Source organism: Flavobacterium tegetincola DSM 22377 (assembly GCF_000425485.1).
Taxonomy (GTDB): Bacteria; Bacteroidota; Bacteroidia; order Flavobacteriales; family Flavobacteriaceae; genus Flavobacterium; species Flavobacterium tegetincola.
This window is the reverse complement of sequence record NZ_AUDN01000008.1, coordinates 217439-243017: the sequence shown is the minus strand read 5'-3', so window position 1 is coordinate 243017 and position 25579 is coordinate 217439. Positions and strand designations below refer to the sequence as shown.

At 35.9% G+C, this 25579-nt stretch carries 19 protein-coding genes, 1 tRNA gene and 1 pseudogene; 11 read left to right on the top strand and 10 right to left on the bottom strand.

Going from position 1 to position 25579, the window contains the following annotated elements; translation table 11 throughout:
• Positions 1-656 precede the first annotated feature (656 nt).
• The 3 genes from H602_RS0102630 (at position 657) to H602_RS0102610 (ending at position 3924) form a co-directional block, all read left to right on the top strand.
• Positions 657-1820, top strand: coding sequence for a DUF3095 family protein (locus H602_RS0102630; RefSeq protein WP_026976622.1), 1164 nt, complete (start codon positions 657-659; stop codon positions 1818-1820).
• 570 nt (positions 1821-2390) lie between these two features.
• Positions 2391-3443, top strand: coding sequence for a hemolysin family protein (locus tag H602_RS0102615; protein ID WP_026976621.1), 1053 nt, complete (start codon positions 2391-2393; stop codon positions 3441-3443).
• Positions 3444-3579: 136 nt separating this feature from the next.
• Positions 3580-3924 carry a hypothetical protein gene (locus tag H602_RS0102610; RefSeq protein ID WP_026976620.1) on the top strand — a complete coding sequence of 115 codons (345 nt, stop codon included), beginning with the start codon at positions 3580-3582 and terminating at the stop codon, positions 3922-3924.
• Positions 3925-4087: 163 nt separating this feature from the next.
• On the opposite strand, the gene H602_RS20070 is transcribed toward H602_RS0102610, so the two are convergent.
• Together H602_RS20070 and H602_RS0102600 are read right to left on the bottom strand one after the other, a co-directional pair.
• Positions 4088-4231: a hypothetical protein gene (locus tag H602_RS20070; protein ID WP_169516015.1), complete on the bottom strand. Its 144-nt coding sequence runs from the start codon at positions 4229-4231 to the stop codon at positions 4088-4090.
• A gap of 146 nt (positions 4232-4377) precedes the next feature.
• Complete coding sequence (locus tag H602_RS0102600; RefSeq protein ID WP_026976619.1) at positions 4378-5034, bottom strand: DUF937 domain-containing protein; 657 nt, start codon at positions 5032-5034, stop codon at positions 4378-4380.
• Positions 5035-5366: 332 nt separating this feature from the next.
• Between H602_RS0102600 and H602_RS0102595 the strand changes: the two genes are divergently transcribed.
• The 4 genes from H602_RS0102595 (at position 5367) to pdeM (ending at position 11247) form a co-directional block, all read left to right on the top strand.
• On the top strand, positions 5367-6437 hold the full coding sequence (locus H602_RS0102595) for a ligase-associated DNA damage response exonuclease (RefSeq protein ID WP_026976618.1): 1071 nt from the start codon (positions 5367-5369) through the stop codon (positions 6435-6437).
• The gene (locus H602_RS0102590) at positions 6437-8056 is read left to right on the top strand and encodes an ATP-dependent DNA ligase (RefSeq protein WP_026976617.1); all 1620 of its coding nucleotides are present in this window, start codon (positions 6437-6439) and stop codon (positions 8054-8056) included. The genes H602_RS0102595 and H602_RS0102590 overlap by 1 nt, the downstream gene beginning before the upstream one ends.
• The gene (locus H602_RS0102585) at positions 8057-10516 is read left to right on the top strand and encodes a ligase-associated DNA damage response DEXH box helicase (protein ID WP_026976616.1); all 2460 of its coding nucleotides are present in this window, start codon (positions 8057-8059) and stop codon (positions 10514-10516) included.
• Between the two features lie 83 nt (positions 10517-10599).
• Positions 10600-11247: a ligase-associated DNA damage response endonuclease PdeM gene (gene pdeM / locus H602_RS0102580; protein WP_026976615.1), complete on the top strand. Its 648-nt coding sequence runs from the start codon at positions 10600-10602 to the stop codon at positions 11245-11247.
• 9 nt (positions 11248-11256) lie between these two features.
• Here pdeM and apaG read toward each other — a convergent pair whose 3' ends face one another.
• Positions 11257-11643, bottom strand: coding sequence for a Co2+/Mg2+ efflux protein ApaG (gene apaG / locus H602_RS0102575; protein WP_026976614.1), 387 nt, complete (start codon positions 11641-11643; stop codon positions 11257-11259).
• Between the two features lie 80 nt (positions 11644-11723).
• Positions 11724-12950: a type IX secretion system plug protein gene (locus H602_RS0102570; protein WP_035758781.1), complete on the bottom strand. Its 1227-nt coding sequence runs from the start codon at positions 12948-12950 to the stop codon at positions 11724-11726.
• Positions 12951-13179: 229 nt separating this feature from the next.
• Between H602_RS0102570 and H602_RS18035 the strand changes: the two genes are divergently transcribed.
• A complete protein-coding gene (locus H602_RS18035; protein WP_084404194.1) occupies positions 13180-15987 on the top strand; it encodes a M16 family metallopeptidase in 2808 nt (935 codons plus the stop codon).
• 36 nt (positions 15988-16023) lie between these two features.
• Here H602_RS18035 and H602_RS0102560 read toward each other — a convergent pair whose 3' ends face one another.
• From H602_RS0102560 to H602_RS0102540, 5 genes and pseudogenes are all read right to left on the bottom strand, one after another.
• Entirely contained in the window at positions 16024-16800 is a 777-nt protein-coding gene (locus H602_RS0102560; RefSeq protein ID WP_026976612.1) for a class I SAM-dependent methyltransferase, read from the bottom strand.
• A 63-nt stretch (positions 16801-16863) separates the two neighbouring features.
• Positions 16864-17238 (bottom strand): annotated as a pseudogene (locus tag H602_RS18030) (GxxExxY protein).
• A 110-nt stretch (positions 17239-17348) separates the two neighbouring features.
• Positions 17349-18167, bottom strand: coding sequence for a type I methionyl aminopeptidase (gene map, locus H602_RS0102550; protein ID WP_026976611.1), 819 nt, complete (start codon positions 18165-18167; stop codon positions 17349-17351).
• A 258-nt stretch (positions 18168-18425) separates the two neighbouring features.
• The gene (gene gpmI, locus H602_RS0102545; protein ID WP_026976610.1) at positions 18426-19949 is read right to left on the bottom strand and encodes a 2,3-bisphosphoglycerate-independent phosphoglycerate mutase; all 1524 of its coding nucleotides are present in this window, start codon (positions 19947-19949) and stop codon (positions 18426-18428) included.
• An 82-nt stretch (positions 19950-20031) separates the two neighbouring features.
• Positions 20032-22446 carry a DUF5916 domain-containing protein gene (locus H602_RS0102540; protein ID WP_026976609.1) on the bottom strand — a complete coding sequence of 805 codons (2415 nt, stop codon included), beginning with the start codon at positions 22444-22446 and terminating at the stop codon, positions 20032-20034.
• A gap of 243 nt (positions 22447-22689) precedes the next feature.
• On the opposite strand from H602_RS0102540, the gene H602_RS0102535 reads away from it, so the two are divergent.
• Entirely contained in the window at positions 22690-23415 is a 726-nt protein-coding gene (locus tag H602_RS0102535) for a murein L,D-transpeptidase catalytic domain family protein (protein ID WP_026976608.1), read from the top strand.
• Positions 23416-23419: 4 nt separating this feature from the next.
• Here the strand turns inward: H602_RS0102535 and H602_RS0102530 are convergent, their stop codons facing one another.
• Positions 23420-23857 (bottom strand): GNAT family N-acetyltransferase, encoded by a 438-nt coding sequence (locus H602_RS0102530; RefSeq protein WP_035758747.1) that lies wholly within the window; start codon positions 23855-23857, stop codon positions 23420-23422.
• Positions 23858-23994: 137 nt separating this feature from the next.
• On the opposite strand from H602_RS0102530, the gene H602_RS0102525 reads away from it, so the two are divergent.
• Together H602_RS0102525 and H602_RS0102520 are read left to right on the top strand one after the other, a co-directional pair.
• Positions 23995-24067: transfer RNA gene (locus H602_RS0102525), tRNA-Gly, on the top strand.
• A gap of 206 nt (positions 24068-24273) precedes the next feature.
• Positions 24274-25527 (top strand): glycosyltransferase, encoded by a 1254-nt coding sequence (locus H602_RS0102520; RefSeq protein ID WP_026976606.1) that lies wholly within the window; start codon positions 24274-24276, stop codon positions 25525-25527.
• Positions 25528-25579 lie beyond the last annotated feature (52 nt).

Here is a 25579-nt window from a genome sequence, read left to right as displayed (position 1 = left end):
TACACTAATATATTATTATAAGTATGTTACGGGAAGTTTTCTCCCCGCTTGCGCGAGCGTCCCGCTCGTGCCAACAAACAAAGCCGCAACTATATACTTTTATAATCGGTTGCGTGCGTGACGCTCGCACGAGCAGAATTACAAAATTTCCAATCACTCTTAAAAATTGTATACCGTAAAGATTTTCCAATCACGAGATTTTAAAGTTCCTGACTTCCACAGTAGATAGGTCGAAAACATACATGATTGTACCATCGACAACTATAATTATGTCGAAAACATATATAATTATGCCATCGACAACTATGATTATGTCGAAAACATACATGATTATGCCATCGACAACTATAATTATGTCGAAAACATATATAATTGTGGCATCTACAACTATAATGGTGCGGTATTTATGTGTTCTTTTGACGGCTGCAACGGTTTTTAATTGTAAAACAATACTGTTCAGCTTTCTAAAACACTTAGCTTGCAGGTGTTTTGCTTCATTAAAAAGTGTTTTATGTCTGTAAAACTTGTTACTGATCAAAAAAACACGCACCTTTAATCCCACACACGGCATTGCACTGAAAGAGTAGTCAAGTAATTTTGGTAAGAACCAAAAGAGGGACAAATAGTATAAGAAACGGGTGTTATTGATTTAAAAAATGGGAGAAATTGAATTCTATACGAATCTAAAAAGTGCAGGCAAAAACCTGGTCGACTTATTGGCTATGGAAACGCGCTTTACGGAAATTCCGTCCACTTGGCATGTGGTGGTGGTGGATATTCAAAACTCCACAGAAGCCGTTGCAGATGGGAAGCACCATCAAGTCAACTTGACTGCCACTGGAGCGATAATTTCTGTGCTCAACTTGGTGCGAAAAGAAAAGCAGTCTACAGAAATCCCTTACTTTTTTGGCGGAGACGGAGCCACATTTATAGTTCCTGCTTTGTTTTTAAATCAAATTGTAGGGACGTTAGACAATTATAGTTTGCACATAAAGAGAAATGCTAATCTCACGTTGCGGGTTGGACATGTTTCGGTAGCGCACTTGATTGCGCAAGAGGCAACACTCAAAATAGCAAAACACAAGCTGACCGAACAATTGTCTATTCCCGTGGTTTTAGGAAACGGATTGAAAAGAGCAGAAGAAATTATCAAGCAAAATTTTGAAGAAAATGAGGCGATTTTATTTGAGAAAGACCTTCTAAATCTGGAAGGGATGGAATGCAGGTGGAAAAAAATCGATCCCAATCAGAGTCAAAATAAAGTGGTCTGCTTGTTATTAGATGCGGTAAATGAAACGGACCAGCGCCTTTTATACAAAGAGATCATTGCGCAAATGGATATTTTGTTTGGGACGTTCAACAGCAGGCAACCCATTAAATCAGAGAAATTGCAACTGAATTTTAATATTCTCACCATTTGGGAAGAGATGAAAATTACGTTGGTCAATCAGAACTGGTTTTACTTACTGAAGAAGTGGATTTCCACACTCATTGGGAAGTTCTACTTAAATTTGTCGGCTGATGGCCAGCACTATTTGCAACAAATAGGGCAGTTGTCCCACACCTTCATGATGGACGGAATGATCAACACTATATTTACTGCCGATCAGGATAAAATAGATTCATTTGTAACTTATCTCAACCAATTAGAGCAAAACAAAAAAATCATTTACGGTATTCATATTACCCACGCCTCAGTCATGTCTTGCTACGTTTTGGACCGGAAAACTAAGCATTCGCACTTTGTAGATGGTACCGAAGGAGGCTATACCAGCGCTGCGAAAATGTTTAAGGTAAAACTTAGAGCGTTGCAAAAGTAAGCGGAACTAGGATATGTTTAATAGGAAGAAGCAATTTCGATTTCTAGTACATTAAGGAGCAATATCTGAGATTGCAGCTGCGAAATACTTCTTACCATTAGGAGTATTTTGCCAAAACTTGTGCTAAGAAAGAGTTTTCTAACAGGATGATCGATTCCACTATCCATCTGAATCTAGAACGTACAACAATGCAAAACTGATGCGTCAGTTAGAAGGAATTTGTACTCTAAAAGATGTGGTGTAAATAGCATTTAAAGCAGTTTTCATTTGAAAACATTAGGATGCATTGAAGTGGTGCAGGTACTAAAGTATAAAATTCCGGTGCAATAAATTTCTAGACCTCAACTCATTTCCACATTTATTATTGAAAAACCTTTACACTACAGGTGGAGCATGGCAATTGCAACTTCTAAAAAAAATCCTATTAAATCTTTTAATTTTAGTTCTATCTTTGCGGCTGTAAGTTTCACATCTTTATAGCATCTTTTAGATTCAACTATTTTTGTAAACAAAGCTATAAAGAAAACAAAAACAAGAACTTAGAAATTAAATTATTCACTTAAAACCAGTATGACACTTTTACTTATTTATCTTTTTACCGCACTAATTATATCTTTTGTGTGCTCTATTATGGAGGCGGTATTGCTGTCTACTCCCGTTTCTTATTTGAAATCAAGAGTTGAAAACGGTGACAAAAGTTCTGAAACTATGCTGAAGTTAAAAGGAGATGTAGACAAGCCTCTTTCTGCTATATTATCTTTAAATACGATAGCGCATACAGTGGGTGCTGCAGGTGTAGGAGCCGAAGCAATTAAAGTATTTGGCGAAGCGTCTTTTGGAATTGTCTCTGCAGTGTTAACCGTTTTGATTTTAGTATTGACCGAAATTATCCCAAAAACGTTAGGGGCAAATTACAGTAAAGAGTTGATAAGCATATCTGCTAAAATTATAAGAATCATGATTTTTATAACGTATCCAATTGTTTGGGGTGCGTCAATTTTGACCAAATTGCTATCCAGAAGCAAAGCAGAATTAACTACAAGTAGAGAAGAAATTTCTGCTTTGGCAAGTATTGGAATGCAGGAAGGTATTTTTGCTGATAAAGAGAATAAAATCATTCAAAACTTGATCAAGCTAAAAACCTTGAAAATTAAAGAGGTTATGACGCCACGAATTGTGGTGGTAACGGTGAGTGAGGAAATGACTTTAGAAGAATTTTTGAAGAACAAAGAATTTTTACATTTCTCAAGAATACCGATTTTTAAAGACAATAAAGACAACATTACAGGGTATATTTTTAGAGAACTTGTATTTGAAAAATTAGCGGAGGATCAATTTAATTTGCAATTAAAAGACATCAAGAGAGAGATCATTCACTTTCCAGAAAACATGACTTTATTTGATGCATGGGAAGAAATGCTTATCAAGAAAGAGCACATATCGTTAATTGTAGACGAATACGGTGGAATGGACGGTATAACTACACTTGAAGATATTATAGAATCACTTCTTGGTTTTGAAATTGTTGATGAAAAAGACCGCGTGGAAGATATGCAACAATATGCAGCCAAAAGGTGGCAGGAAAAGCAAAAGAAGTACGAGCTTTTAATGAACGGGAAATAATAAACGCTTTTTAATCCAACATCAAATATTTCGTTTTGGAATAAACATCACTATCATTTGTAAATGCGGAAGTAGCACCTGTAGGAAATGAAATGATTATTTAAAATTTATTTGGTTAATACAACTTCCATCATTGATGACCATTGACAAATTAATTTTGCACATCAGAAAAATTGCTCCCGATAAGGTGGTACAGGAAGTGGCGGATACGCTGCAAAGCTGGAAAACAAACGAAATGAATAGTGAAGCATTAGAAAATTCGTTCGAAAAGTACCTTGGGAATATCTGGTTGGAAAACAATTTTGATTACTTACAGATTTACAGTTTATGGTCCGAATTCAAAAGAGTTACAATTGATAGTATAGGCGGAATGACCATGAATGAACGATTGTTTCATTTTGGATTAGTGGATGAATTTGAAAATGCTTCAACTGATTTAGAAAAAGAAAAGTTCTATCTAAAATTGATGGCTAGGAGATAAACTTTTCTAATTAATTATTTCCACGCGGCTTTACTTATAGCAGATTGATGAAAATGGTCTTCTTACTGATACTACTTTTATCTAATGCTACTTTGAAAAGCACAATGAAAGATGTGAAATTAAGATAACAAACGACACGGCTGTCCTAAATTGCGAATCAAGTTCAATTTTTCTTCTGATACAATAATACGGCAATAACAATAAAACCTGCACCAGTTAGTGCTGGAGGAGCCATTTTTGCATTAATACCCATAACAATCATGACAATTGCAATAATCAAAAGTGCTGCTAATAAAATAGTTTTCATAAATGTAATTTTTGATGTTTAAAGTTCGTCTGCGTCAAAGGTGAAATTTAATGATGTGCAAAAGCTGTAGAAAGTGAGAGAATCACCATTAAAGTTCAATAAAAAACCGCTTCATATTTGAAACGGTCTAAATGTAATGAAAAATTTTATTTTCCAAAAATCCCTCCTAGTAGTCCACCCAATCCACCTTCTTCTGACTTTTTTGAAGTATTTCCACCCAGTAAACCACCAAGCAAGTCGTTCAGCGGATTTCCGCCTGATGCAGTAGTTCCACCACCCAGCAAACCGCCTAAAATTTCATTCAAAGGATTACTCGGTTCGCCCTTTGCTTCAGTAGATGCTTTTCCTAAAATCCCACCAAGCAAGTCCGATAGTCCACCGCCACTAGAAACGCCCGAATCTTGTTTTTCTTTGCCAATATATCCCATGATAATTGGAGCAAGTGTTGCCAATAATGGTCCGATGGTACTCATTGAAATTCCTGTTTTATTTGAAAGCGAGGTTTCTACTTCTGTTTTCTTATCGCCAAAAATATGATCTAAAATTGAATTCCCTTCTGATTCTTTGTCCATAGCTTCCGATGGATTATTCAGAATACTACCATTATGGTCTTTTTCCAAAGCCTTATTTAAAGACGCTGCTTCCTCAGTATTTTCTGACTTGTTCTTTAAATACATAATAATGAGTGGTACCGCAACGGCTGCCAATCCAATCATTTGTCCTTTACTTATTCCGAATTTGTTTTCAGCATCTTCAGCTACTTTATTGCCGGTAGTTCCTGTAATTAAATCTATTAAACTCATATTTTGCAATTTTTTTGTTTGTTATAAAGATATAACATTTGCGTATTATCCTAGATTACAACTTTCTTGGTTTAATTTCTATAATTTACTTTATGTTCTGAATTTTTAAAATGCGAAATTTTACAACTTATGTTTAGAGAAGTTGTAATTTTTGACTTCCGATATTCCTTAAATTTACTACAGTGCGAAAACGAATGTATAAGTCCTGAAATACAGTAAAAAGTTAAGGATAAAATGTGCAATTTCGTAAAAATCACATTTGTATTATTTTTTACCATTATAATAAAAGTTGTGACTTTAAGAAAATAGCTGACAGAGAAAATAAAATAACCATGGCATCACCCTTACTTGAATTTAACGACAAAGGCATCTACTGTTCCCAAGCCGACGTATATCTCGACCCTTGGAAACCGGTGAAGAACGCCCTCATCACCCACGGTCATGCCGACCATTCGCGATGGGGAAACGAACGTTATATTACGCATTCTAGTAATGTTCCCATCATCAAACACCGACTCGGAGTGACCAACGTTATTGGGAAAGAATGGAATGAAACCTTCATAATTAATAATGTAAAATTCTCTTTTCATCCTGCGGGACATATTATTGGTTCGGCTCAAATTCGGGTGGAACACAAAGGTGAAGTTTGGGTTTTTACGGGCGATTATAAAACAGAAGATGATGGTATTTCGGTTCCTTATGAAGTCGTAAAATGCCACACGTTTATAACCGAATGTACCTTTGGATTACCTGTTTTTAAATGGTTGCCTCAATCCCAAGTAATGAATGATGTCAATGAATGGTGGGCTGAAAACAAAGCAGAAGGCAAAACATCGGTACTGTTTGGCTATTCTCTAGGAAAAGCACAACGCCTACTCAAATTTCTAGACCCAAACATAGGAAAAATATATACCCATGGCGCCATCGAAAATATGACGCAAGTGCTTCGTGCTCAAGTCGATTTTCCTGAAACTACTTTAATTACTCGGGAAACCAAGAAAGAAGAACTACTAGGAAACATCGTTTTGGCTCCGCCAAGTGCTCACGGAAGTACTTGGATTCGGAAAATGACGCCTTATGTGACCGGTTCAGCAAGTGGATGGATGGCGTTTCGTGGAGCGAGAAGACGTCGCGCTGTCGATAAAGGTTTTGTGTTAAGCGACCATTGCGACTGGCAAGGTTTGCTAGAAAGTATTACTGCAACAGGTGCCGAAAAAGTGATTGCTACCCACGGTTACAGCGATTTGTTTTCAAAGTACTTGCGTGAATTAGGGTACGATGCCCGAACTGCAAAGACCCAATACGAAGGGGAAGCGGGAGAAATTAGCGGTAAAGGAGAAGGTGAAATGGAAAGTGAAGAAGCACAGCCTGAAGTATTAAAAGTCAAAAACCTGCTTACGTAATGAAAAGTTTTGCCAATCTTATTCGAATCCTCGATAGCACTAATAAAACCAATCTAAAGGTGGAAGCTTTGACGGATTATTTCCGACAAGCTCCACCAACTGATAAAGTTTGGACGATTGCTTTACTGTCGCATCGTCGGCCACCAAGACCTGTTAATACAACACTTTTACGCCTTTGGGCAAATGAATTAGCAAATATACCGATGTGGCTTTTTGAAGAAAGTTACCACATTGTTGGCGATTTAGCGGAAACGATTGGTTTGATAATTCCCACCACAGATAATAGTACTGATAAAAGTTTGACGACTTTCCTCGAAGAAATCATTGCACTAAAAAAGAAATCAGAAGAAGAAAAGAAAGCCTATTTGCACGAAAATTGGTTGGCTTTAAATTATTACGAACGTTTTGTCTTTACCAAATTAATTACCGGTAGTTTCCGAATTGGCGTCAGTCAAAAATTAATGACTCGTGCTTTGGCGAAAGCCGAAAACCTTGACGAAGATGTATTGGCTTACAAATTAATGGGCAACTGGGAACCGTCAACAATCAGCTTTCAGGAATTAATTTTAGACGAAAAAAGCAGTGATTTCATTTCAAAACCGTATCCATTTTATTTGGCGTATCCGTTAGAAATGGATATCGCAGCATTGGGAAACCCAAGCGATTGGAGTGCCGAACACAAATGGGACGGCATTCGTTCACAAACCATTATTCGCGACGGACAGATTTTTGTATGGAGTAGGGGAGAGGAATTAGTGACCGATAAATATCCCGAATTTGGCGCCTTCGTAAATGCAATTCCCGACGGAACGGTTTTAGATGCAGAGATTTTGCCTTTTCCAAACGACGATATCGGAACGTTCAATGATTTGCAAACCCGAATTGGTCGGAAAACGGTAAGTGCAGCTTTGTTGAAAAAAACGCCTGTGATTCTAAAAGTTTATGATATTTTAGAATGGCAAAACAAGGATATTAGGGAAACGGCTTATCAAGAAAGACGAGAAATTTTAGAACAATTATTTCAAGAAATTAAAGATAAAGGATTGCCAATCCGACTTTCAGAACGAGTGCAGTTCGCTACTTGGGAAGAATTAACCGAAGAGCGATCCCGTTCCCGAGAAATGAAAAGCGAAGGCTTGATGTTAAAGAAAAATGATTCGCCTTATCTCGTTGGACGAAAAAAGGGAGATTGGTGGAAATGGAAAATCGCACCATTAACCATTGATGCGGTTTTAACTTATGCCATGCGAGGTCACGGCCGAAGGTCCAATTTATTTACGGATTATACCTTTGCCTTATGGCAAAATCAGGAAGATGGAACCCGCGAATTAGTAACTTTTGCCAAAGCCTATTCCGGACTTACTGATGCCGAATTCAGAAAAGTAGATGATTTCATAAAAAAGAATACTCTAGAACGTTTTGGTCCGGTGCGAAGCGTGACGCCACAATTGGTTTTTGAAATTGGTTTTGAAGGTATTGCACTTTCCAAACGGCACAAAAGTGGCATTGCTACACGGTTTCCAAGAATTTTGCGTTGGCGAATAGATAAAAAAATCGATGAAGCAAATTCTATTGAAGATTTGAAAAGTATGATTGTTGGTAATGAAAATGAGGATTAAATGACACAAAAAGTACTAATCGATATTGGAAAATCTTTTTTTCAACGCCAAAATTGGAACCCATTCCCATTTCAATTAGAAACATGGAAGGCTTTTTTGCAAGGGAAAAACGGTTTACTTCACGCGCCAACAGGAAGTGGAAAAACATTTGCACTTTGGATTCCAATTGTATTAAATTACATCCGAAAAAATAAAAACTACAAAGAAAAAGCACCTCCAGGATTAAAAGCGATTTGGATTACTCCATTGCGAGCACTGTCTATAGAAATCAAACAAGCGGCAGAAAAGATGATTCTCGATCTAGAATTGCCTTTAACTGTCGGAATCCGAACAGGAGATACTTCGGCTTCCGAACGAGCGAAGCAGAAAACCAAAATGCCCGATTTACTGATTACGACTCCCGAAAGTTTGCAATTATTATTGGCTACAAAAGGTTACGAAAAGATATTTAAAAACTGCGAAGCCATTGTAATTGACGAATGGCACGAATTATTGGGAACCAAAAGAGGCGTTCAAATGGAATTGGCGCTTTCGCGATTGAAAACGATTGTTCCCAAGTTGCAAGTTTGGGGTATTTCGGCAACGATTGGTAATTTGGCGCAAGCCCAGGAAGTGTTATTTGGCGTCAATCAAAATCCAGCGGAAACGGTTTTGGTAAGTGCCAATATCAATAAAAAGATTCGTGTGGAATCCATATTGCCCGAGAAAATGGAAACCTATCCGTACCGCGGCCACATGGGTTTGCATTTATTAGATCAAGTAGCAGAAATAATTCGCGGTAGCAAAACGACGTTAGTTTTTACAAATGTGCGTTCGGCTTGTGAGTTGTGGTTCCAAAATTTACTCGAAAAATATCCCGAATTTGCTGGTGAAATGGCAATGCATCATGGAAGCATTAGTAGAGAAACGCGCCATTGGGTGGAAAATGCCATCCGAAATGAAGAATTAAAAGTAGTGGTTTGTACGTCAAGTTTAGATTTAGGAGTCGACTTTGCACCTGTAGAATCTATTGTGCAAGTTGGAAGCCCGAAAGGAGTTGCACGATTTTTACAACGTGCCGGAAGAAGTGGACACCAACCCGGAAAAGAAAGTCGCGTGTATTTCTTGGCAACATATGCGATGGAATTAATCGAAGCTTCGGCATTACGAAAAGCAGTAAAATTAGGTTTAGTTGAAGATAGAGTTCCGTATTTGAACAGTTATGATGTGTTGATTCAATATCTAAATACTTTGGCGGTTTCGGATGGATTTTATCCTGATGAAATTTATAAGGAAGTAAAATCTACGTTTTGTTTTCAACACATAACAAGGGAAGATTGGCAATGGATTTTGAATTTTTTAGTTTATGGAAGTCAAAGTTTACAAGCGTATGATGAATTCAAAAAAGTTGAATTGGACGAAGATGGATTGATGATCATTAGAAGCAGGCGAACAGCAATGCACCATCGAATGCAGATTGGAACCATAGTTGGCGATGCTTCAATGAGTGTAAAATTTTTGAGCGGAGGTTATATAGGTTCGATTGAAGAATCATTTGCTTCGCGATTGCAACCGGGCGACACCTTTATTTTCGGTGGAAAAAGACTGCAACTTTTTGCCATCAAAAACATGCAAGTGTTGGTCCAAAAAGCGCCTGCTGGAAGTAAATCAAAAGTAGTAAGTTGGTCCGGAGGTCGGATGTCCTTTTCGGCACAAATGAGTGAATTGCTGCGTCAAGAAATTCATTTGGCAAACCAACCTGAAGAATTATCGGTAGAATTAAAGGCATTGGAAGTTATTTTTAAGAGACAAAGAAAAGAATCAATTATCCCAAATGCGGATGAATTTCTAATTGAAACTTTTAAAACTCGGGAAGGTTATCATGCCGTTTTTTATCCTTTTGAAGGGCGATTTGTGCATGAAGCAATGGCGTCGGTTTTGGCATATAGAATGAGTTTGTTATCGCCAATTACTTTTTCGTTAGCATTTAACGATTACGGTTTTGAATTATTATCCGATCAAGAATTCTCCATAGAAGTTTTATTAGATAATAATTTATTGTCGACTTCCTACATTCACGCAGATTTGCAACAAAGTTTAAATGCAACCGAAATGGCACGAAGAAAATTTCGCGACATTGCCGTAATTGCCGGATTGGTTTTTACCGGAATGCCCGGAAAAGCGGTGAAGACAAAACATTTGCAAAGCGGAACCCAATTGTTATTTGAAGTGTTTAAAGATTACGAACCGGACAATTTGTTATTACAACAAGCTTATAGCGAAACGTTTGAACACCAACTCGAAGAAGGTCGACTTTTATTGGCTTTGGAACGAATTGCAAAACAAAAAATAGTAGTAAAGGAATGTTTAAAACCAACGCCGTTTAGCTTCCCAATTATCACCGACCGCTTGCGCGAAAAATTATCAAGTGAAACTCTGGCAGAACGAATTAAAAAAATGACGGCTTCTTATTTGAAGTAACACACGAATTACGAAATTTTAATTTGTGAAAATTCGCGTAATTTGCGTTTAAAAATTACAAGTTCGAAAATCGGACAATTCATATGACTTTAGAAACAACAATTAACGACCAATTATTCACCATGCATTCCAGCGGTGCTTTATTTTGGAACGAGAAAAATACTTTATTAATTGCCGATGTTCACTTAGGAAAAGTGACCCATTTTAGAAAAAACGGTTTTGCAATTCCAAACGATGCTTTGCATAAAAATTTTGAAAAATTAATTGATGTCGTAGATTTTTTCAAAGCTTCAACCATTCTTTTTCTTGGCGATTTATTTCACAGTACAAAAAATAGCGAGTGGGATTTGTTTATAGAATGGTCCAAACAGTGTACGTGTGAACTTGTTTTAATTGCAGGAAATCATGACATTATTGACGCGAAGAATTATGAAAGTAACGGTATTGAAGTGGTCGATTATATTCGCATGGACGACTTCTTACTGACGCATCACCCGACAGAAGTAGAAGGAATGTTTAACTTTTCCGGACACATTCATCCTGGAATCGTACTTCGAGGTTTGGGAAGAGGTCATCTAAAATTGCCGTGTTTTTTTCAGCGGAAAAATCAAATGATTCTGCCTGCATTCGGCGCTTTTACGGGTTTAGGAATTATGAAATTGCAAGAAGGTGATGTTATCTTTGCTGTGACAAATGAGGAAGTTGTGCAGATTAAGATGTCAGAGAAATAGATTTTTACTTTAATTTGAGGCAAAGGGAGCGCTTAATTTAAAACTAGGCACAATTACTTTGAAATTTCGTGTTGAGGTAAAATTAATCATATTAAAATAGCCTTTCATCGCGCCAAAAGGAGAGGTCAAAAGACAACCTGATTTATAGGTATATGTTTCACCTGGACGTAGCACCGGTTTCTGTCCAACTACACCTTCACCCATTACAGTGTCTTTTTCATTTAAAGCATCAAAAATTTCCCAAAAACGAGTCATCAATTGCACTGAATCTTTGCTGTGATTTTCGATTGTAATTTGGTAACTAAAGGCAAAGTTAAGTTGGTAGTTTTTAATGTAGGTACCTTCAAAACTAGTCAAAACAGAAATTTTTATACCTCTTGTTATTTGTGTAACCATTGGAGAGCAATTTGTTTAAGGGTTTGAGTTGAAACTTTGGATAAAATTACTTAAAAATAAAAGCTAAACCAAATATTTACCTAATTAGTCACAAACTCGGACGTTGTACTTCCTTTGCCAATTACTCGATCGTATCGTTCTCCATTTTCTCGATAATACACTAAAGCAAGATAATCGTTAAGCGTTTGCTGAAAGTTACCATCGATGGCATTTTCATGATCGATAACTCCTTTTTTGTCAGCAATTTGGTATTGATAATTCACAAAACCTTGTTTGATGAAAATAGCTTTCTCATAAAGGTTTTTCTTTTCATTATATTCCATCTTGTTTTCTTCAGAAAGCGCATAATTTTCGAACATTCCGGTAATGTAAATGTCTTTTTTGCCAAAATATTCGGGAGCACTTAGGCTAAAAAATACCCAAGCATAATCAGCTTCGATGCTGTGATTTTCGGAATTAATATCTCGCACAATAAAGTTTCCGTTGAGGTCTGGGAAGTACGTATAAATTGAATTTCGTCGCGCATTGTTGGTGTGCAATATTGAATTGTACGTTTCATTTGATCGTACCAATGCTATTGTATTATTGGCGGCGCGAATGTCTCGATTGTAAAAATTCAGAAATTCGTTTCCTCCCCAAAATTGCGTCTCTGCATCGTATTTGTAAATCAAATCATTTCCAATAGTAAACATCGGCTTCACATTTTTAATAGCGGTGTTGAAATTTCCATTCTGAATCAATTTAATTTTTACGTTTTGCAAAGGATTTTGAAATTGAATGAGCTCTGATTTTATTGAAAATTCTAAATTTTGTTTGGAGTCCAAATATTGCGTAGTTCGAGGTCTTTTTACTTGCATCGGTACTGAAACTAGATTTTCATACACAATAAATTTTCTGGAGAAAACAACCTCTTTACTGTTGTTTAAAATGCTCAAGATGTAATTTCCTGTTACTTTTAATCGAGTAAATTTGTTGGGAAACGATAAAGTATAGTGCGAATAGAGTTGCAGCGTATTGAACGAGTTTTCGTAGGTTTGAATGCGTTGGTCGTCAAAGCCATCAATATATTCGGCCTTAGAAAGTTCAGATTCGTTCCAATTATAATCGCAGTGTTTTAAGGTATAGAAATAATTTGCTTCATCTCCGTATAAATCGTCAAACTCAAACTGGAACCCGTCTCTTAAATTAAAAACCGGAACTACGTTTTCGCCGTTTTGAACGAAGGTAGCCGTTTTGATATTATAAGGAGGAATAACTTCTGCAATTTGCGCATGCAAAAGCACAGGAAGAATTATTATCCAAATCATAAAGAAAGAGGCTCGATTTTGCGTTATCATAGAATTTAATTTTCAATTTCGTAAATATAAGGATTTCTGCGGATAGATGGTCTGTTTAATAAATCACTTCTAGAATTTGCACACCATTTTATTTTCTACCAATTCTAAATAATCTTATTAATTATTTGTTAATAATAATACAATTTAATATTTAAGTGAGCGTTATTTAATAGTTTTAAACAACCTTAAATAATTTAATATGATACAAATTAAAAGAACACTTTTCTTTTTGCTGGCCTTACCAGTTGCCATGGTAGGTCAAGAAATGAAAGGTGATGCATTAATTCCATTTGATTCTAGCGTGCGAACGGGAAAATTGGAAAATGGACTTACTTATTACATCAAGCAAAATGGCAAGCCGGAGAACAAGGTGGATTTGCGTTTGGTGATCAATGCAGGTTCAATTCTAGAGAATGACGACCAGCAAGGTTTGGCCCACTTTATGGAGCACATGTGTTTCAATGGAACTAAAAATTTTCCTAAGAACAAATTGGTGGATTATTTGCAAAGTATCGGTGTTAAATTTGGACAACACTTAAATGCGTACACAAGTTTTGATGAAACGGTCTACTTCTTACCGATTCCTTCTGACGATCCAGAGAAGTTAGAAAAAGGGTTTCAAATTATTGAAGACTGGGCATTTAACGCGGTTTTGACACCAGAAGAAATTGATAAAGAAAGAGGTGTAGTTTTAGAAGAATACCGTATTGGACTTGGTGCTGGTAAGAGAATGATGGGTCATTATATGCCCAAAATGATGTATAAATCGCATTATGCAGATCGACTTCCAATTGGTAAAAAAGACATTTTAGAAAATTTTACGTACGATAAATTAGTAAGCTTCTATAAAGATTGGTACCGTCCAAATTTGATGAGTGTGATTGTGGTGGGAGATATTAACGTGGACGACATGGAGAAAAAAGTAAAAGCACATTTTTCTTCCTATAAAAATCCAACTAATGAACGTCCTAGAACGATTTATGAAGTGCCAAATCATAAAGAAACATTTGTAGCTATTGAAAGTGATAAAGAAGCTTCATCTGCTTCAGTTCAATTGATGTATAAAGATTATGAAATGCCGAAAGCAACCGTTACAGTTGCAGATTTCAAAACCGAACTTATCGATGGGTTATTTTCAACGATGTTAAATAACCGTTTGGGTGAATTATCAAATTCTCCTACACCTCCATTTACCTACGGATATTCCTATCATGGAGGTACTTTTGCACGAACCAAAGAAGCGTATCAATCCGTAGCAATGTCTGCCGAAGATAAGCAAGTTGATGCTTTAAAAGTGTTGGTTGCAGAGAACGAACGTGTAAAGAAATTTGGATTTACTGAAGGCGAATTGGATCGTGCGAAATCTGATTTTATTGCAAGTATAGAACGCGCTTACAACGACCGAGATAAAACCAATTCGTCTAGTTACGTGGGCGAATATCAATCGCACTTTTTGGAAAAAGAGCCAACTCCAGGAATGGAATGGACTCATGCTATGTTTACTAAAATATTGCCAACTATTAAATTAACCGAAATTAATAAATTAATCAATCAATACATTAAGGAAGATAACCGCGTTGTTATTTTAACTGGACCTGAAAAAGATGGATTAAAATTGCCTACAGAAGCGGAAGTATTGGCTGCCTTGAACGTAAATACAAACGAATTGACGCCTTATGAAGACACAGAAGTAGCGGCAAGTTTATTGCGTAATGACGTGAAACCAGGTAGCATTGTAAAAAAGGAAAAGGATGCAAAAGTTGGAACTACAACTTTGACGCTTTCTAACGGTGTAAAAGTGACGTACAAAAAAACCGATTTCAAAAATGATGAGATTTTAATGAGTGGAATCAGTTTTGGAGGAAGTAATTTGTATTCAAATGAAGAATTGAAAAAGACGCAATTTGCAAACGGTGCTTTATCTGAAGCAGGATTTTCTGGTTTAAAATTGAACGACATCAATAAGTTTATGAATGGTAAAATTGCCTACGTAAATCCGTACATTGGAAGCACATCGGAAGGATTTAACGGAAGTGCGACGCCAAAAGACTTGGAATATTTGTTTCAAATGACCTATGCTTATTTTACAGATTTAAACATGGATAAAGAAGCTTTTGAAGGATACAAACAAAAGCAGAATTCGTTTTACAAAAACATGGCTTCTACTCCTAGTTTTTATTTCCAACAAGAATTTTATGGATTTCTATTGAAAGAAAATCCAAGATTTTTTGGAATGATTCCAGACGAGAAAGCGTGGGAACAGACAAGTTATGAATTGGCGTACCAAAAATACAAAGAACGTTTTGCCAATGCAGGTGATTTTCAGTTCTTCTTTGTAGGAAACGTGGACGATGCTAAAATGGAAGAATATGCTTCTAAATATTTAGCGAGTTTGCCTAGTACAAAAGAACGTGAGAAAATAACCGATTTAGGCTTTAGAATGCCAAAAGGCGATTTGAAAAAAGTTGTAAACAAAGGTACAGATCCTAAAAGTAATGTAACGATAATGTATTACGGAGACACGCCATATTCACCCAAAGAAGCGTTAGCAATGGAAGCATTAGGAGAAGTTTTAACGATCAAATTAATTGAAGAATTACGTGAGAATGAAAGTGGTGTGTACGGAATTAGTGCTCGTGGAAGTATGAGTAAAACGCCTTATGGTTCTTATAGTTTCAATATTTCTTTTCCTTGTGGTCCTGAAAACGCAGAGAAATTAACCGAATCTGCTTTGAGAGAAGTGAACAAAATTATCAAAGAGGGTCCATCTGCGGTAGATTTGGCTAAATATAAAGAAGGTGAAGTAGCGGATTTCAAAAAAGACAGTAAAGAAAATCGTTTTTGGTTGTCTGCTTTAACGCGCTCTTATTCTAATGGAACTGACGCTGCAGATGTTTTGAAAACAGAGGAAAAAGTCAAAGCGCTTACCACAAAAGATTTACAGGAAGTAGCGAAGAAATATTTGTCTAAAGGCAAAGTTATTGGAATGTTGATGCCAGAAAATTAATTTTGGAAGATCAAAAAAGTAAAGCCTGATGTAAAATCAGGCTTTTTCTATTTTGTAGCATACCGGAATAATTTCTCCAGGAGCTAAACAGTATTTTTTGACCAATTCAGGACTTAGTTTTTTTGTGTAGTCCTCCTCAATAACTGTAAAACCGATACTTCTTAATTTATCAAAATAATCGCGTCCGTAAATCCGAACGTGGTCGTATTGTCCAAATATTTTAGCACGTTCTTTTTGGTCTACAATAGTGTCATCTGCAAAAGTTGACGCGCGATTCAAATCTTGTGGTATTTGAAAAATTCCCATTCCGCCAGGTTTTAAAACGCGGTACAATTCCTGCATGGCTTTCGTATCGTCTGGAATGTGTTCCAAAACGTGGTTGCACAGAATAATGTCGTACATGTTGTCCTTAAAAGGTAAATTACAAATATCCGCTTTAACGTCTGCCAATGGCGAAAACAAGTCGGTCGTGGTGTAATCTAAATTTTTTTGATTCCGAAACAGTTTGTAAAACGCTTGTTCCGGTGCAAAGTGTAACACTTTTTTTGGCGCACTAAAAAAATCCGTTTCATTATTCAAGTACAGCCATAGTAAACGATGCCGTTCTAATGACAAAGTACTTGGCGAAAGTACGTTGTTTCGTTGTGTTCCGTAACCATAAGGCAAGAAGTTTTTAAAACTTTTCCCATCAATTGGATCCGTATACGTAGAACCTTTCAGGGCAAAAGCCATAACGGGTCGCACAACATAACTCATCCGAATTAAAAGCGGTCGAGGAATAGTGTTTAAAATGAATTTGAATATTTTTTTCATTGATTTATTAAAGAAAATTAGTCAAATGATTTTTACACAGATTACACTAATTCACACAGATTTTTAAAGAATAATTCGTTTATATTTTAAGCTTTCTTCGCCAAAATTTATAATTAAGCCTAATTTATTTTGAGAACAGGCAAGATAATTTAAAGTTTTTTTAGTGTCGCTTATTGTTAATTGAGAAATAGCTTTCACTTCAAAAATGATTTCATTAAACACTACAAAATCAGCTAAATATTTTCGAGGTAAAATTATTTATTTATATGTAATTTCATAGATTTTTTCTCTTTGAAAAGGAATGGAATTTAACTTAAACTCATATTCCAAAGCATCTTTGTAAACAACTTCACTATGTCCTTTACCAAGAATTCTATGTACTTCCATGCACAATCCTATAATTTTATAGGTTTCTTCTCTCAAATATGAATCATCCATAAGTAGTAGTTAATTTGTGCTTATCTGTGTAGCCTTCACAAATGACTTTATTTTTTTCAATTACTGCTCATCAAATTTAATTCGTGCAAATCTGTGAAATCTGTGTAAAATTATAAAACTAAAGGTTGCATTCTAAACTCGTTTTCTTCATCAGAAGTAATTCCCAATGCTTGATAAACGTAGCCAAATGTAGAAAGCAATTCTGGTTTACCGTTTACAATGGCAACGTTGTGTTCAAAATGCGCACTTGGTTTTTTATCAGCCGTTACAATTGTCCAGCCGTCTTTCAAGGTTTTGATATTTCGTGTTCCAAGATTTATCATCGGTTCGATAGCGACAACCATACCTTCAACGAATAATTTTCCACGTCCTTTTTTACCATAATTTGGCATTTCTGGATCTTCGTGCATTTTTCGTCCCAATCCATGTCCCACTAATTCTCGAACAACAGTATATTTATGTGCTTCGCAATACGTTTGAATTGCATTACCAACATCTTCCACGCGATTTCCGATTTTCAATTCTCGAATTCCTACGTATAAGGATTCTTTGGTAACTTGAAGTAATTTTTTAGTTTCAGGAGCTACTTCGCCAATTTCGAATGTGTAAGCATGGTCACCATAAAAGTCATTCAAAATTGCACCGCAATCTACAGAGACAATGTCGCCATTTTCAATGGGACGATTGGTTGGTAATCCGTGGACTACCTGTTCGTTTACACTCGTTAAAAGTGTCGATGGACATCCGTAAAGTCCAAGAAAACCTGGAATTCCTCCGTTGTCGCGTATGAATTGTTCTGCTAATTTATCTAAATGTAAAGTGGTAACACCTTCTTTGATCTCAGTGGCAATCATTCCTAAAGTCTTAGAAACCAGTAAGGCACTTTGACGCATTAATTCGATTTCTTCTCTTGATTTTTGAATAATCATTTTCTTATTTTTTGATTGTGCAAAAGTAGCAATTTTTAGCGAAACGGAGTTCGGTAGTCTCAAAGCATTTTCATTACAGAAATCTTTAGCTTTGGCGCAAAAAAAAATGTTTCATTAAAATATAATTTTGGTGAAACATTTTTGGTATTTCATTCGCCTTCGTTATCATCTACCAACTTTGAAATAGAAAATCTTTGCAACAGAAGCTCTATTAAAATTTTATTACCGAAAATTGGTGCAATTCGTGACTGTAATTATTTAATGTAAAAGCGAATGTCTCGTCATTGCTTCCGGTTTTTCAATACCAATTAATTCCAAAATAGTTGGAGCAATATCACTTAAAACGCCATTATTGATGAATTTTAACTCTTTATCAACCAAAATAATGGGTACTGGATTCGTTGTATGAGCGGTATTCGGAGAACCATCGGGATTTATCATTGTCTCGCAATTTCCATGATCAGCAATGACGATTGTAGTATAATTATGTGCCAATGCAGTTGTAATTACTTTTTCAACACATTGATCAACTGCTTCACACGCTTTAATCGCAGCTGCCATAACTCCTGTGTGACCCACCATATCGCCATTTGCAAAATTTAAACACACAAAGTCAACTTCTTCTTTTTCAAGTTCAGGAACTAAGGCATTGGTCAAATCAAAAGCACTCATTTCGGGTTGTAAATCGTATGTTGCTACTTTTGGGGAAGGACATAAAATACGACTTTCGCCTACAAATTCAGCTTCTCGACCTCCTGAAAAGAAAAAGGTTACGTGTGGATATTTCTCGGTTTCTGCAATACGAATTTGTTTCTTTCCGTGCTTTTCAAGTACTTCTCCTAGAGTTTCGGTGATGTTGTCTTTGTCATAAATAACGTGCATTCCTTTATAAGAATCATCGTAATTGGTCATCGTGACGTAATATAAATCATTCAATTTATGCATGTTGAATTCGTGCATATCGCATTGAGTCAATACCTCTGTCAATTGGCGCCCGCGGTCTGTTCGGAAATTGAAAAACAGCACTACATCGCCTTCTTCAATTGTTGCAATCGGATTATTTGCATCATCCGTCATTACTATTGGTTGAATAAATTCGTCCGTCACGTCCTTATCATAGCTGTTTTGAATGCTTTGGACAGCATTTCTGGAATGTATTCCTAATCCATTTACCAATAAATCGTAGGCAAGTTTCACGCGTTCCCAACGTCTGTCTCTATCCATTGCATAATAGCGACCAATAACAGAAGCTAATTTTGCCTTTTTAGTGCTTAAAATAGTTTCTAAATCAGCAATAAAACCTATTCCAGATTTTGGATCCACGTCACGACCGTCTGTAAAAGCATGCACAAATACTTTTTCCAAACCAAAATCTTCGGCAGTTTCAACTAAGCCTTTTAAATGATTGATGTGAGAATGCACTCCACCATCAGAAACCAAACCCAGGAAGTGTACTTTTTTATTATTTTTTTTTGCAAACGTAAAAGCGTCCACAAGTGTTTTTTCATCTTTCAAAGTATTGTTCTGAACCGCCAAATTTATTTTAGCTAAATCTTGGTAGATGATTCTTCCCGCACCTAAATTCATATGTCCCACTTCTGAGTTTCCCATTTGGCCTTCAGGCAAACCAACATTTAAACCGTCTGTTCGAAGTTGCGCAGAAGGATAATTTTTATATAATCGATCTATAAATGGGGTATTGGCATTGTCTATAGCTGAAACTTTTGGGTCAGGAGATTTTCCCCAACCGTCTAAAATCATTAGAATTACTTTCTTATTCATGGTTGTTGTGTTTTAAACAAAGGTAAATATTTCAGAAGCAAGCGTATATAAATTTATTGTAATAAATCTATACTTTTGAACATTATAGAGCTGAAAAAACTTTTTTAACGGCATTGTAATCGATGAAATAACGAATACTTACCGAAAAAATGGTGTTGAGATCGCTGTCAATACTATTATTAAAATTGGAAAAAATATTTCTGTCAATCAAATTCTGGTACGTGCTTCCGTTATTGCGGTACAAAACTGAAATTTGGCTTCCAGGAGCAAACCACCAAGAATAGGTAAAGTCAAAATTCAGCGCGTTGTAATTAATATTTGTATTTCTATTAAAATCTGTATTGTTTAGCAATGAACCATCTTTATCCAGTGTCAGGTAGTTTTTATTTTCTGATATGGACCAATAATAACGTGTGGCTAAGTTGAGTGTCATTTTTGGATTAATGGCGTATTTAGCAGTAATTTCATTCGTAACCGTTTGGCGGTCGCGATTTGAAAATATAATATTGTCTGAATCATCAAATGCGGCAAAACCTTTATCACTGTTTTGACGGAAGAGGTCTAACTCGTAAATCATTAACAATCGATCGTTGAAACGGTATCTAGGACTAATGTAGATTCCATACCGTACGCGGTTTTCTTCGTTATATTTGCTGACGCTTGGCGTGACGTCTAAAGCAAATTTTCGATTGTAATTGGTAGATAGATAAAGTGATGCTTCCACGTTTTGCGGTAGCAATACAAATCGGTCGTTTGTACGTGCTTCATAAAAATCAGCAACTTTGAGTGGGTTTACCGCAATGCCAATTGAAAAATAGTCGTTTTTAGTTGTGTTCCCACTAACTTCGATATTAAATTGAGCTTCCTGAAGTCGCCCAGACGTGTTTTGTATTTCTATATAATTTTCATAATTTACACTGAAGGTATTGAATAGAGCTGTTGGATTTAAAATTCGGTACGATACATTGGTGTAGCCTCCGTGGTAATCTGTGATAAAATTAATACCGAGATCATTTGGGTCATATTCTTTGGAAACATAATTTAAACCGGCACTGTACCGCCAATTACCTCCTTTTTTTCCAACGCCTACAGTTGAGTTAATTCCGGTTTTATTTTCCGCAAATCCGTAGCTGTTGATGTAACTGTATTTTAAATTACCGGAAAGATTGTAGCGGTTATTTTTTGTGTTTAAATCGTAGACCAAGGCAGTTACGTTGGCATCCCTGAAATTTCCGTTTCTCGTAACATTTGTGTTGACAAAAGTAATTGATGAATTTTGGTTGAAACGTTGATCAATCACCAAAACATTGTAGTTGGTAAGAGGTTCTACTTCAATTTCTGTTGAAATCTTTGTAACTCTATTGTATACTTTTGCAAAAGTTTGCTCGGTTACAGCATTTAAAATTCCAATTCCGAGTCCGCTTTTGGTTCTACCAGATACTTTAACGGCATTAATTAAATTAACCGAAGTAGGATTTTCAACCGTACTAATTTCATCGGGCGAAGTGGCAAAAGTGGACGGCCTACCGCCAATTCTCCTCGAATACAATAAATCTCCTTTAGTAAATAAATCAGTTCCTTCGGTGAAAAAAGGTCGATTTTCATTGAATTGCTGTTCAAATGGTCCTAAATTTAATTCAACATTGTCGTACACGGTTTGTCCAAAATCGGGAACTAGAATCGCATCTAATGTAAACGAATCATTAATGCCGTACTTAATGTCCATTCCAGCTTTAAATTTGTGGCTCGTGTCCATATTATTGCTTTCATAATAATAGGAAGAATAGGGTATAAAAAAGAGTCGAGTAGGAGGTTTGATGTTTTCAATTCCTTCCAATTGCCCCGTCTGTGGCAATAATGCACCCACTTTTAAATTAATTGGATTCCACGTAAATTTTTGGCGGTCTCTTCGGATTTCTCTGTAAAAATTAATTCCCCAGGTCTGAATGTCTTCTTTTGGAAACCGAAGTGCAGCGTAAGGAATGCGCATTTCTACTTGCCAACCTTCAGGGGTTATATGAACTGCACTACTCCAAATAGCATCCCAGGAATAATCCTCATTATCTTCGGTTGCAATGCAATCCATCTGAACTCCAGCGGCACTCACTAAGAATCTAAAATCTTGCTGACCGTCGTTATAGCCATTTATGAAAACGCCGAAATGATCAGCCGTTCCAAAATTATCCCTTTCGGTAATTTCTTTTAAGATTTTATCGGGCGTATTGTCTGTGAGGATCGCACTTATATAAAGCGCTTCGTTATCATACATAACCCGTACATAACCTTCTTTTTCTACAGGTATTTGAACACCATTGTCGGGTTCTAACATTACAAAATTTGTAGCGGTATCAACAGTTTTCCATACATATTCATCAAATTTTCCATCTATTAAAATAGGTTCGGTGATGGATTGTGTTTTTAAAACTTTTTTCTGCGAATGAACTGAATATGAAATAAATAAAAGTAGAAAACTTATAATAAAAAACCGAATTGGCATAATGATTGTATTATATCTACAAAATTAGTCAATTGCTATTTCTTTGCAATTAGATTCTAGTTTATTTTTTCAAAGCCTTATAGGCATGTGAATTGCAGAATTTATTAATCAACTATAATTCACTAAAACGACCCTAATTGTTGTAAAAATCTGTTTTTAGTTAAAGTTTAATATTAACTGCAATTTCTCTACAATTTTTATATTTTTGTCTCGTTCATTACTAATGTATTAAAAACACTATCAATGATTTATAGAATCCTTCCGATCTTCTTTTTGTTCTTTTCGAGTTTCAGTTCTAACAATAAAGCAGCAGCTATTGCAGCAAGTAGCCTTTCCGTAGTTGCTACAGAAACCACATCCAATTTAACGGCAGAAGCCAAAGCAGTAACTTTATATAATTCTTTAGATTCTAACAATCTTTCGTTACCAAAGTTAGAAAGTTTTACCAATGCCTTAAAAGGATATTATGCTTTGCAAAGTAAAGGCGCTATTAAGAAAAATATTTTAACGCTAATAGATTTTAGTTTGTCTTCAAATACAAAACGCTTGTGGATTATTGATTTAAATAATAAAACAATCCTTTTTAATTCTTTAGTGGCGCATGGCAGAAACACAGGAAACGAGTTTGCTAATTCTTTTTCAAACGCAGCTGAATCATATAAAAGTAGCTTAGGTTTTTACGCCACTGGCGAAGTATATCAAGGAAAACACGGACTTTCATTGCGATTGGACGGATTAGAGCGTGGAGTGAATGATAATGCTCGTGCTCGTGCTGTAGTCATGCATGGTGCTGATTATGTTGCTGAAACATTCATTCATAATAATTCACGCTTAGGTCGTAGCTTAGGTTGTCCAGCAATTCCTATGAACATGACTAAAGAAATTATTAATACCATTAAGGATAAGTCGTGTCTATACATTTATCATCCATCTTTAAAGACGGATGAAGAGCTTAAAAAAGTGTCATAAAGAATTAAAGAATCCGGTACATTATATAATGTGTTCCGACTCCTTCAATTTCAAATGCGGTTCCGATGCTGTGAAAACCTAATTTTTCATAGAACGGAACCGCATTTTTTCTTGCATTAAACCATATAAGTGCAATATTGGATGAAATAGCCCATTCAATTACCGCATAAATCAGTTGTTCGCCAATGCCTTTTTTTTGGAATTCAGCTAAAACTGCCATTCCACGAATTTGAATTTGCTTGGTTTGATGCCAAATTGTATTGCTTTTTTCAAAAATTGAGACTACACCTATAAGATTTTCGTCTGTATAAAAACCGAAATGTACGGTTGAAGGCAAATTATCACCTACAAAGCGACAGGTTTCCACTGGTAAATTTGGTCGAAGGACAGGATTTCTAACAATGAAAGTGGTTTCTGCGGAAATTTTTTTTATAATTGACATTTTTTTTCTGGGGTTAACTTTTTAGTTATAAATTAATTAGCGTGTACGAAGCAAGATTACGAAAAAAATTTCTCTTTTTTTTCAATAAAAAGTTTGCATTAAAGTAATTTTATTACTTATATTTGCACCGTTGATAAGCGAAAGTAGCTCAGTTGGTAGAGCTCCAGCCTTCCAAGCTGGTTGTCGCGAGTTCGAGCCTCGTCTTTCGCTCTTAAAGTCTCAAACCTAGTTTGAGACTTTTTTTTTATTGTACCATTTCTGCTCCACGCCACGATTGAACTTATTTTAAAAGTTTCAATTCTACTTTTCTTTGCCCAATTCACAATTCCTTTTTTAGTCTATCTGCCAATCAAACGTTATATTATAATCAATCTTGTACAGTGCAAGAGTTGGTTTTAATTATAAAATGAAATCAAATGACTAACAATGTAGTATTAATTATCGGTCTCGTATGGCCTGAACCTGCATCTTCTGCAGCAGGGAAACGCATGCTGCAATTAATTGCGCTTTTTCAAAGTTGGGGATACCAAGTTACTTTTGCTTCCACAGCAGCAGAAAATGCGCTGAATTTTGATTTGTCTACAATTGGAATTGAAAAAGTAACTATAAAGTTGAATGCAGAAAGCTTTGACGATTTTGTCAAAATATGCAATCCTAGCATTGTGCTGTTTGATCGATTTGTGACTGAAGAGCAATTCGGTTGGCGTATTACTGAAAATTGCCCTGAAGCATTAAAAGTTTTGGATAGTGAAGATTTGCATTGCTTGCGTTATACACGGGCTGCTAATTTTAAAAAAGGCGTCTCTTTTGAAATAGAAAACTTATATGAGGAAGAATGGACCAAGCGAGAAATTGCAAGTATTTTGCGATGCGATTTAACGCTAATCATTGCAGAATATGAAATGGAAGTCCTCAAAAAATATTTTAAAATTGATCAAAATGTGCTTCTGTATCTTCCCATTCTCTTTGATCAAGTCGATCTGAAGATGGAAGATTCAAATCTCAGTTTTCAAGAGCGATCCGATTTTGTTTTTATTGGGAATTTTTGGCACGAGCCAAATTGGGATGCTGTAGTTTATCTAAAAAAGACAATCTGGCCATTGATACGAAAGCAGCTTCCTACAGCTATTATTCGCATCTATGGCGCTTATCCATCTCAGAAAGTATTTGACTTTACTAATAAGAAGGAAGGTTTTTACGTCGAAGGTCGTGCGGATTCTGCCCTAGAGGTAATTTCGAAAGCCAAGGTGCTCATTGCTCCACTTCGTTTTGGTGCAGGAATAAAGGGAAAATTATTAGAATCCATGCAATTTGGAACCCCAAGTGTTACCACTTCTATAGGTGCAGAATCTATTAACGGAAATTTGCCTTGGAACGGTTTTATTGCCGATGATGCCATAGAATTTGCTCTAAAATCAATTTCATTACATCAATATGAAAAGTTATGGTTGGAAAGTCAAAAACAAGGGTATTGCATTTTAAATGAAAGATTCAAAAAAGGCCATTTCGTAGCTTTATTTCATGAAAAGTTGCACAGCATGTTGAATAATTTGGCTTCCCACCGGCGAAAAAATTTTTATGGTGCTTTATTGTCGCATCATTCTATGAACAGCACAAAATTTATGTCAAAATGGATTGAAGAAAAAAATAAAAACTCCATTTTATCATAATTATAACATAAAATCATTAAATTAGTCAAGTCCCAAACCATTTTACTACTAA

Excerpts from the sequence above, each read along its gene's own strand:
- apaG (WP_026976614.1), bottom strand. The coding sequence starts at position 11,643 with ATGGTTACACAAATAACAAGAGGTATAAAAATTTCTGTTTTGACTAGT.
- H602_RS0102585 (WP_026976616.1), top strand. The coding sequence starts at position 8,057 with ATGACACAAAAAGTACTAATCGATATTGGAAAATCTTTTTTTCAACGC.
- H602_RS0102520 (WP_026976606.1), top strand. The coding sequence starts at position 24,274 with ATGACTAACAATGTAGTATTAATTATCGGTCTCGTATGGCCTGAACCT.
- H602_RS0102530 (WP_035758747.1), bottom strand. The coding sequence starts at position 23,857 with ATGTCAATTATAAAAAAAATTTCCGCAGAAACCACTTTCATTGTTAGA.
- gpmI (WP_026976610.1), bottom strand. The coding sequence starts at position 19,949 with ATGAATAAGAAAGTAATTCTAATGATTTTAGACGGTTGGGGAAAATCT.
- pdeM (WP_026976615.1), top strand. The coding sequence starts at position 10,600 with ATGACTTTAGAAACAACAATTAACGACCAATTATTCACCATGCATTCC.
- H602_RS0102560 (WP_026976612.1), bottom strand. The coding sequence starts at position 16,800 with ATGAAAAAAATATTCAAATTCATTTTAAACACTATTCCTCGACCGCTT.
- H602_RS0102630 (WP_026976622.1), top strand. The coding sequence starts at position 657 with ATGGGAGAAATTGAATTCTATACGAATCTAAAAAGTGCAGGCAAAAAC.
- H602_RS0102610 (WP_026976620.1), top strand. The coding sequence starts at position 3,580 with ATGACCATTGACAAATTAATTTTGCACATCAGAAAAATTGCTCCCGAT.
- H602_RS0102540 (WP_026976609.1), bottom strand. The coding sequence starts at position 22,446 with ATGCCAATTCGGTTTTTTATTATAAGTTTTCTACTTTTATTTATTTCA.
- map (WP_026976611.1), bottom strand. The coding sequence starts at position 18,167 with ATGATTATTCAAAAATCAAGAGAAGAAATCGAATTAATGCGTCAAAGT.
- H602_RS0102570 (WP_035758781.1), bottom strand. The coding sequence starts at position 12,950 with ATGATTTGGATAATAATTCTTCCTGTGCTTTTGCATGCGCAAATTGCA.
- H602_RS0102600 (WP_026976619.1), bottom strand. The coding sequence starts at position 5,034 with ATGAGTTTAATAGATTTAATTACAGGAACTACCGGCAATAAAGTAGCT.
- H602_RS18035 (WP_084404194.1), top strand. The coding sequence starts at position 13,180 with ATGATACAAATTAAAAGAACACTTTTCTTTTTGCTGGCCTTACCAGTT.
- H602_RS0102590 (WP_026976617.1), top strand. The coding sequence starts at position 6,437 with ATGAAAAGTTTTGCCAATCTTATTCGAATCCTCGATAGCACTAATAAA.
- H602_RS0102615 (WP_026976621.1), top strand. The coding sequence starts at position 2,391 with ATGACACTTTTACTTATTTATCTTTTTACCGCACTAATTATATCTTTT.
- H602_RS20070 (WP_169516015.1), bottom strand. The coding sequence starts at position 4,231 with ATGAAAACTATTTTATTAGCAGCACTTTTGATTATTGCAATTGTCATG.
- H602_RS0102595 (WP_026976618.1), top strand. The coding sequence starts at position 5,367 with ATGGCATCACCCTTACTTGAATTTAACGACAAAGGCATCTACTGTTCC.
- H602_RS0102535 (WP_026976608.1), top strand. The coding sequence starts at position 22,690 with ATGATTTATAGAATCCTTCCGATCTTCTTTTTGTTCTTTTCGAGTTTC.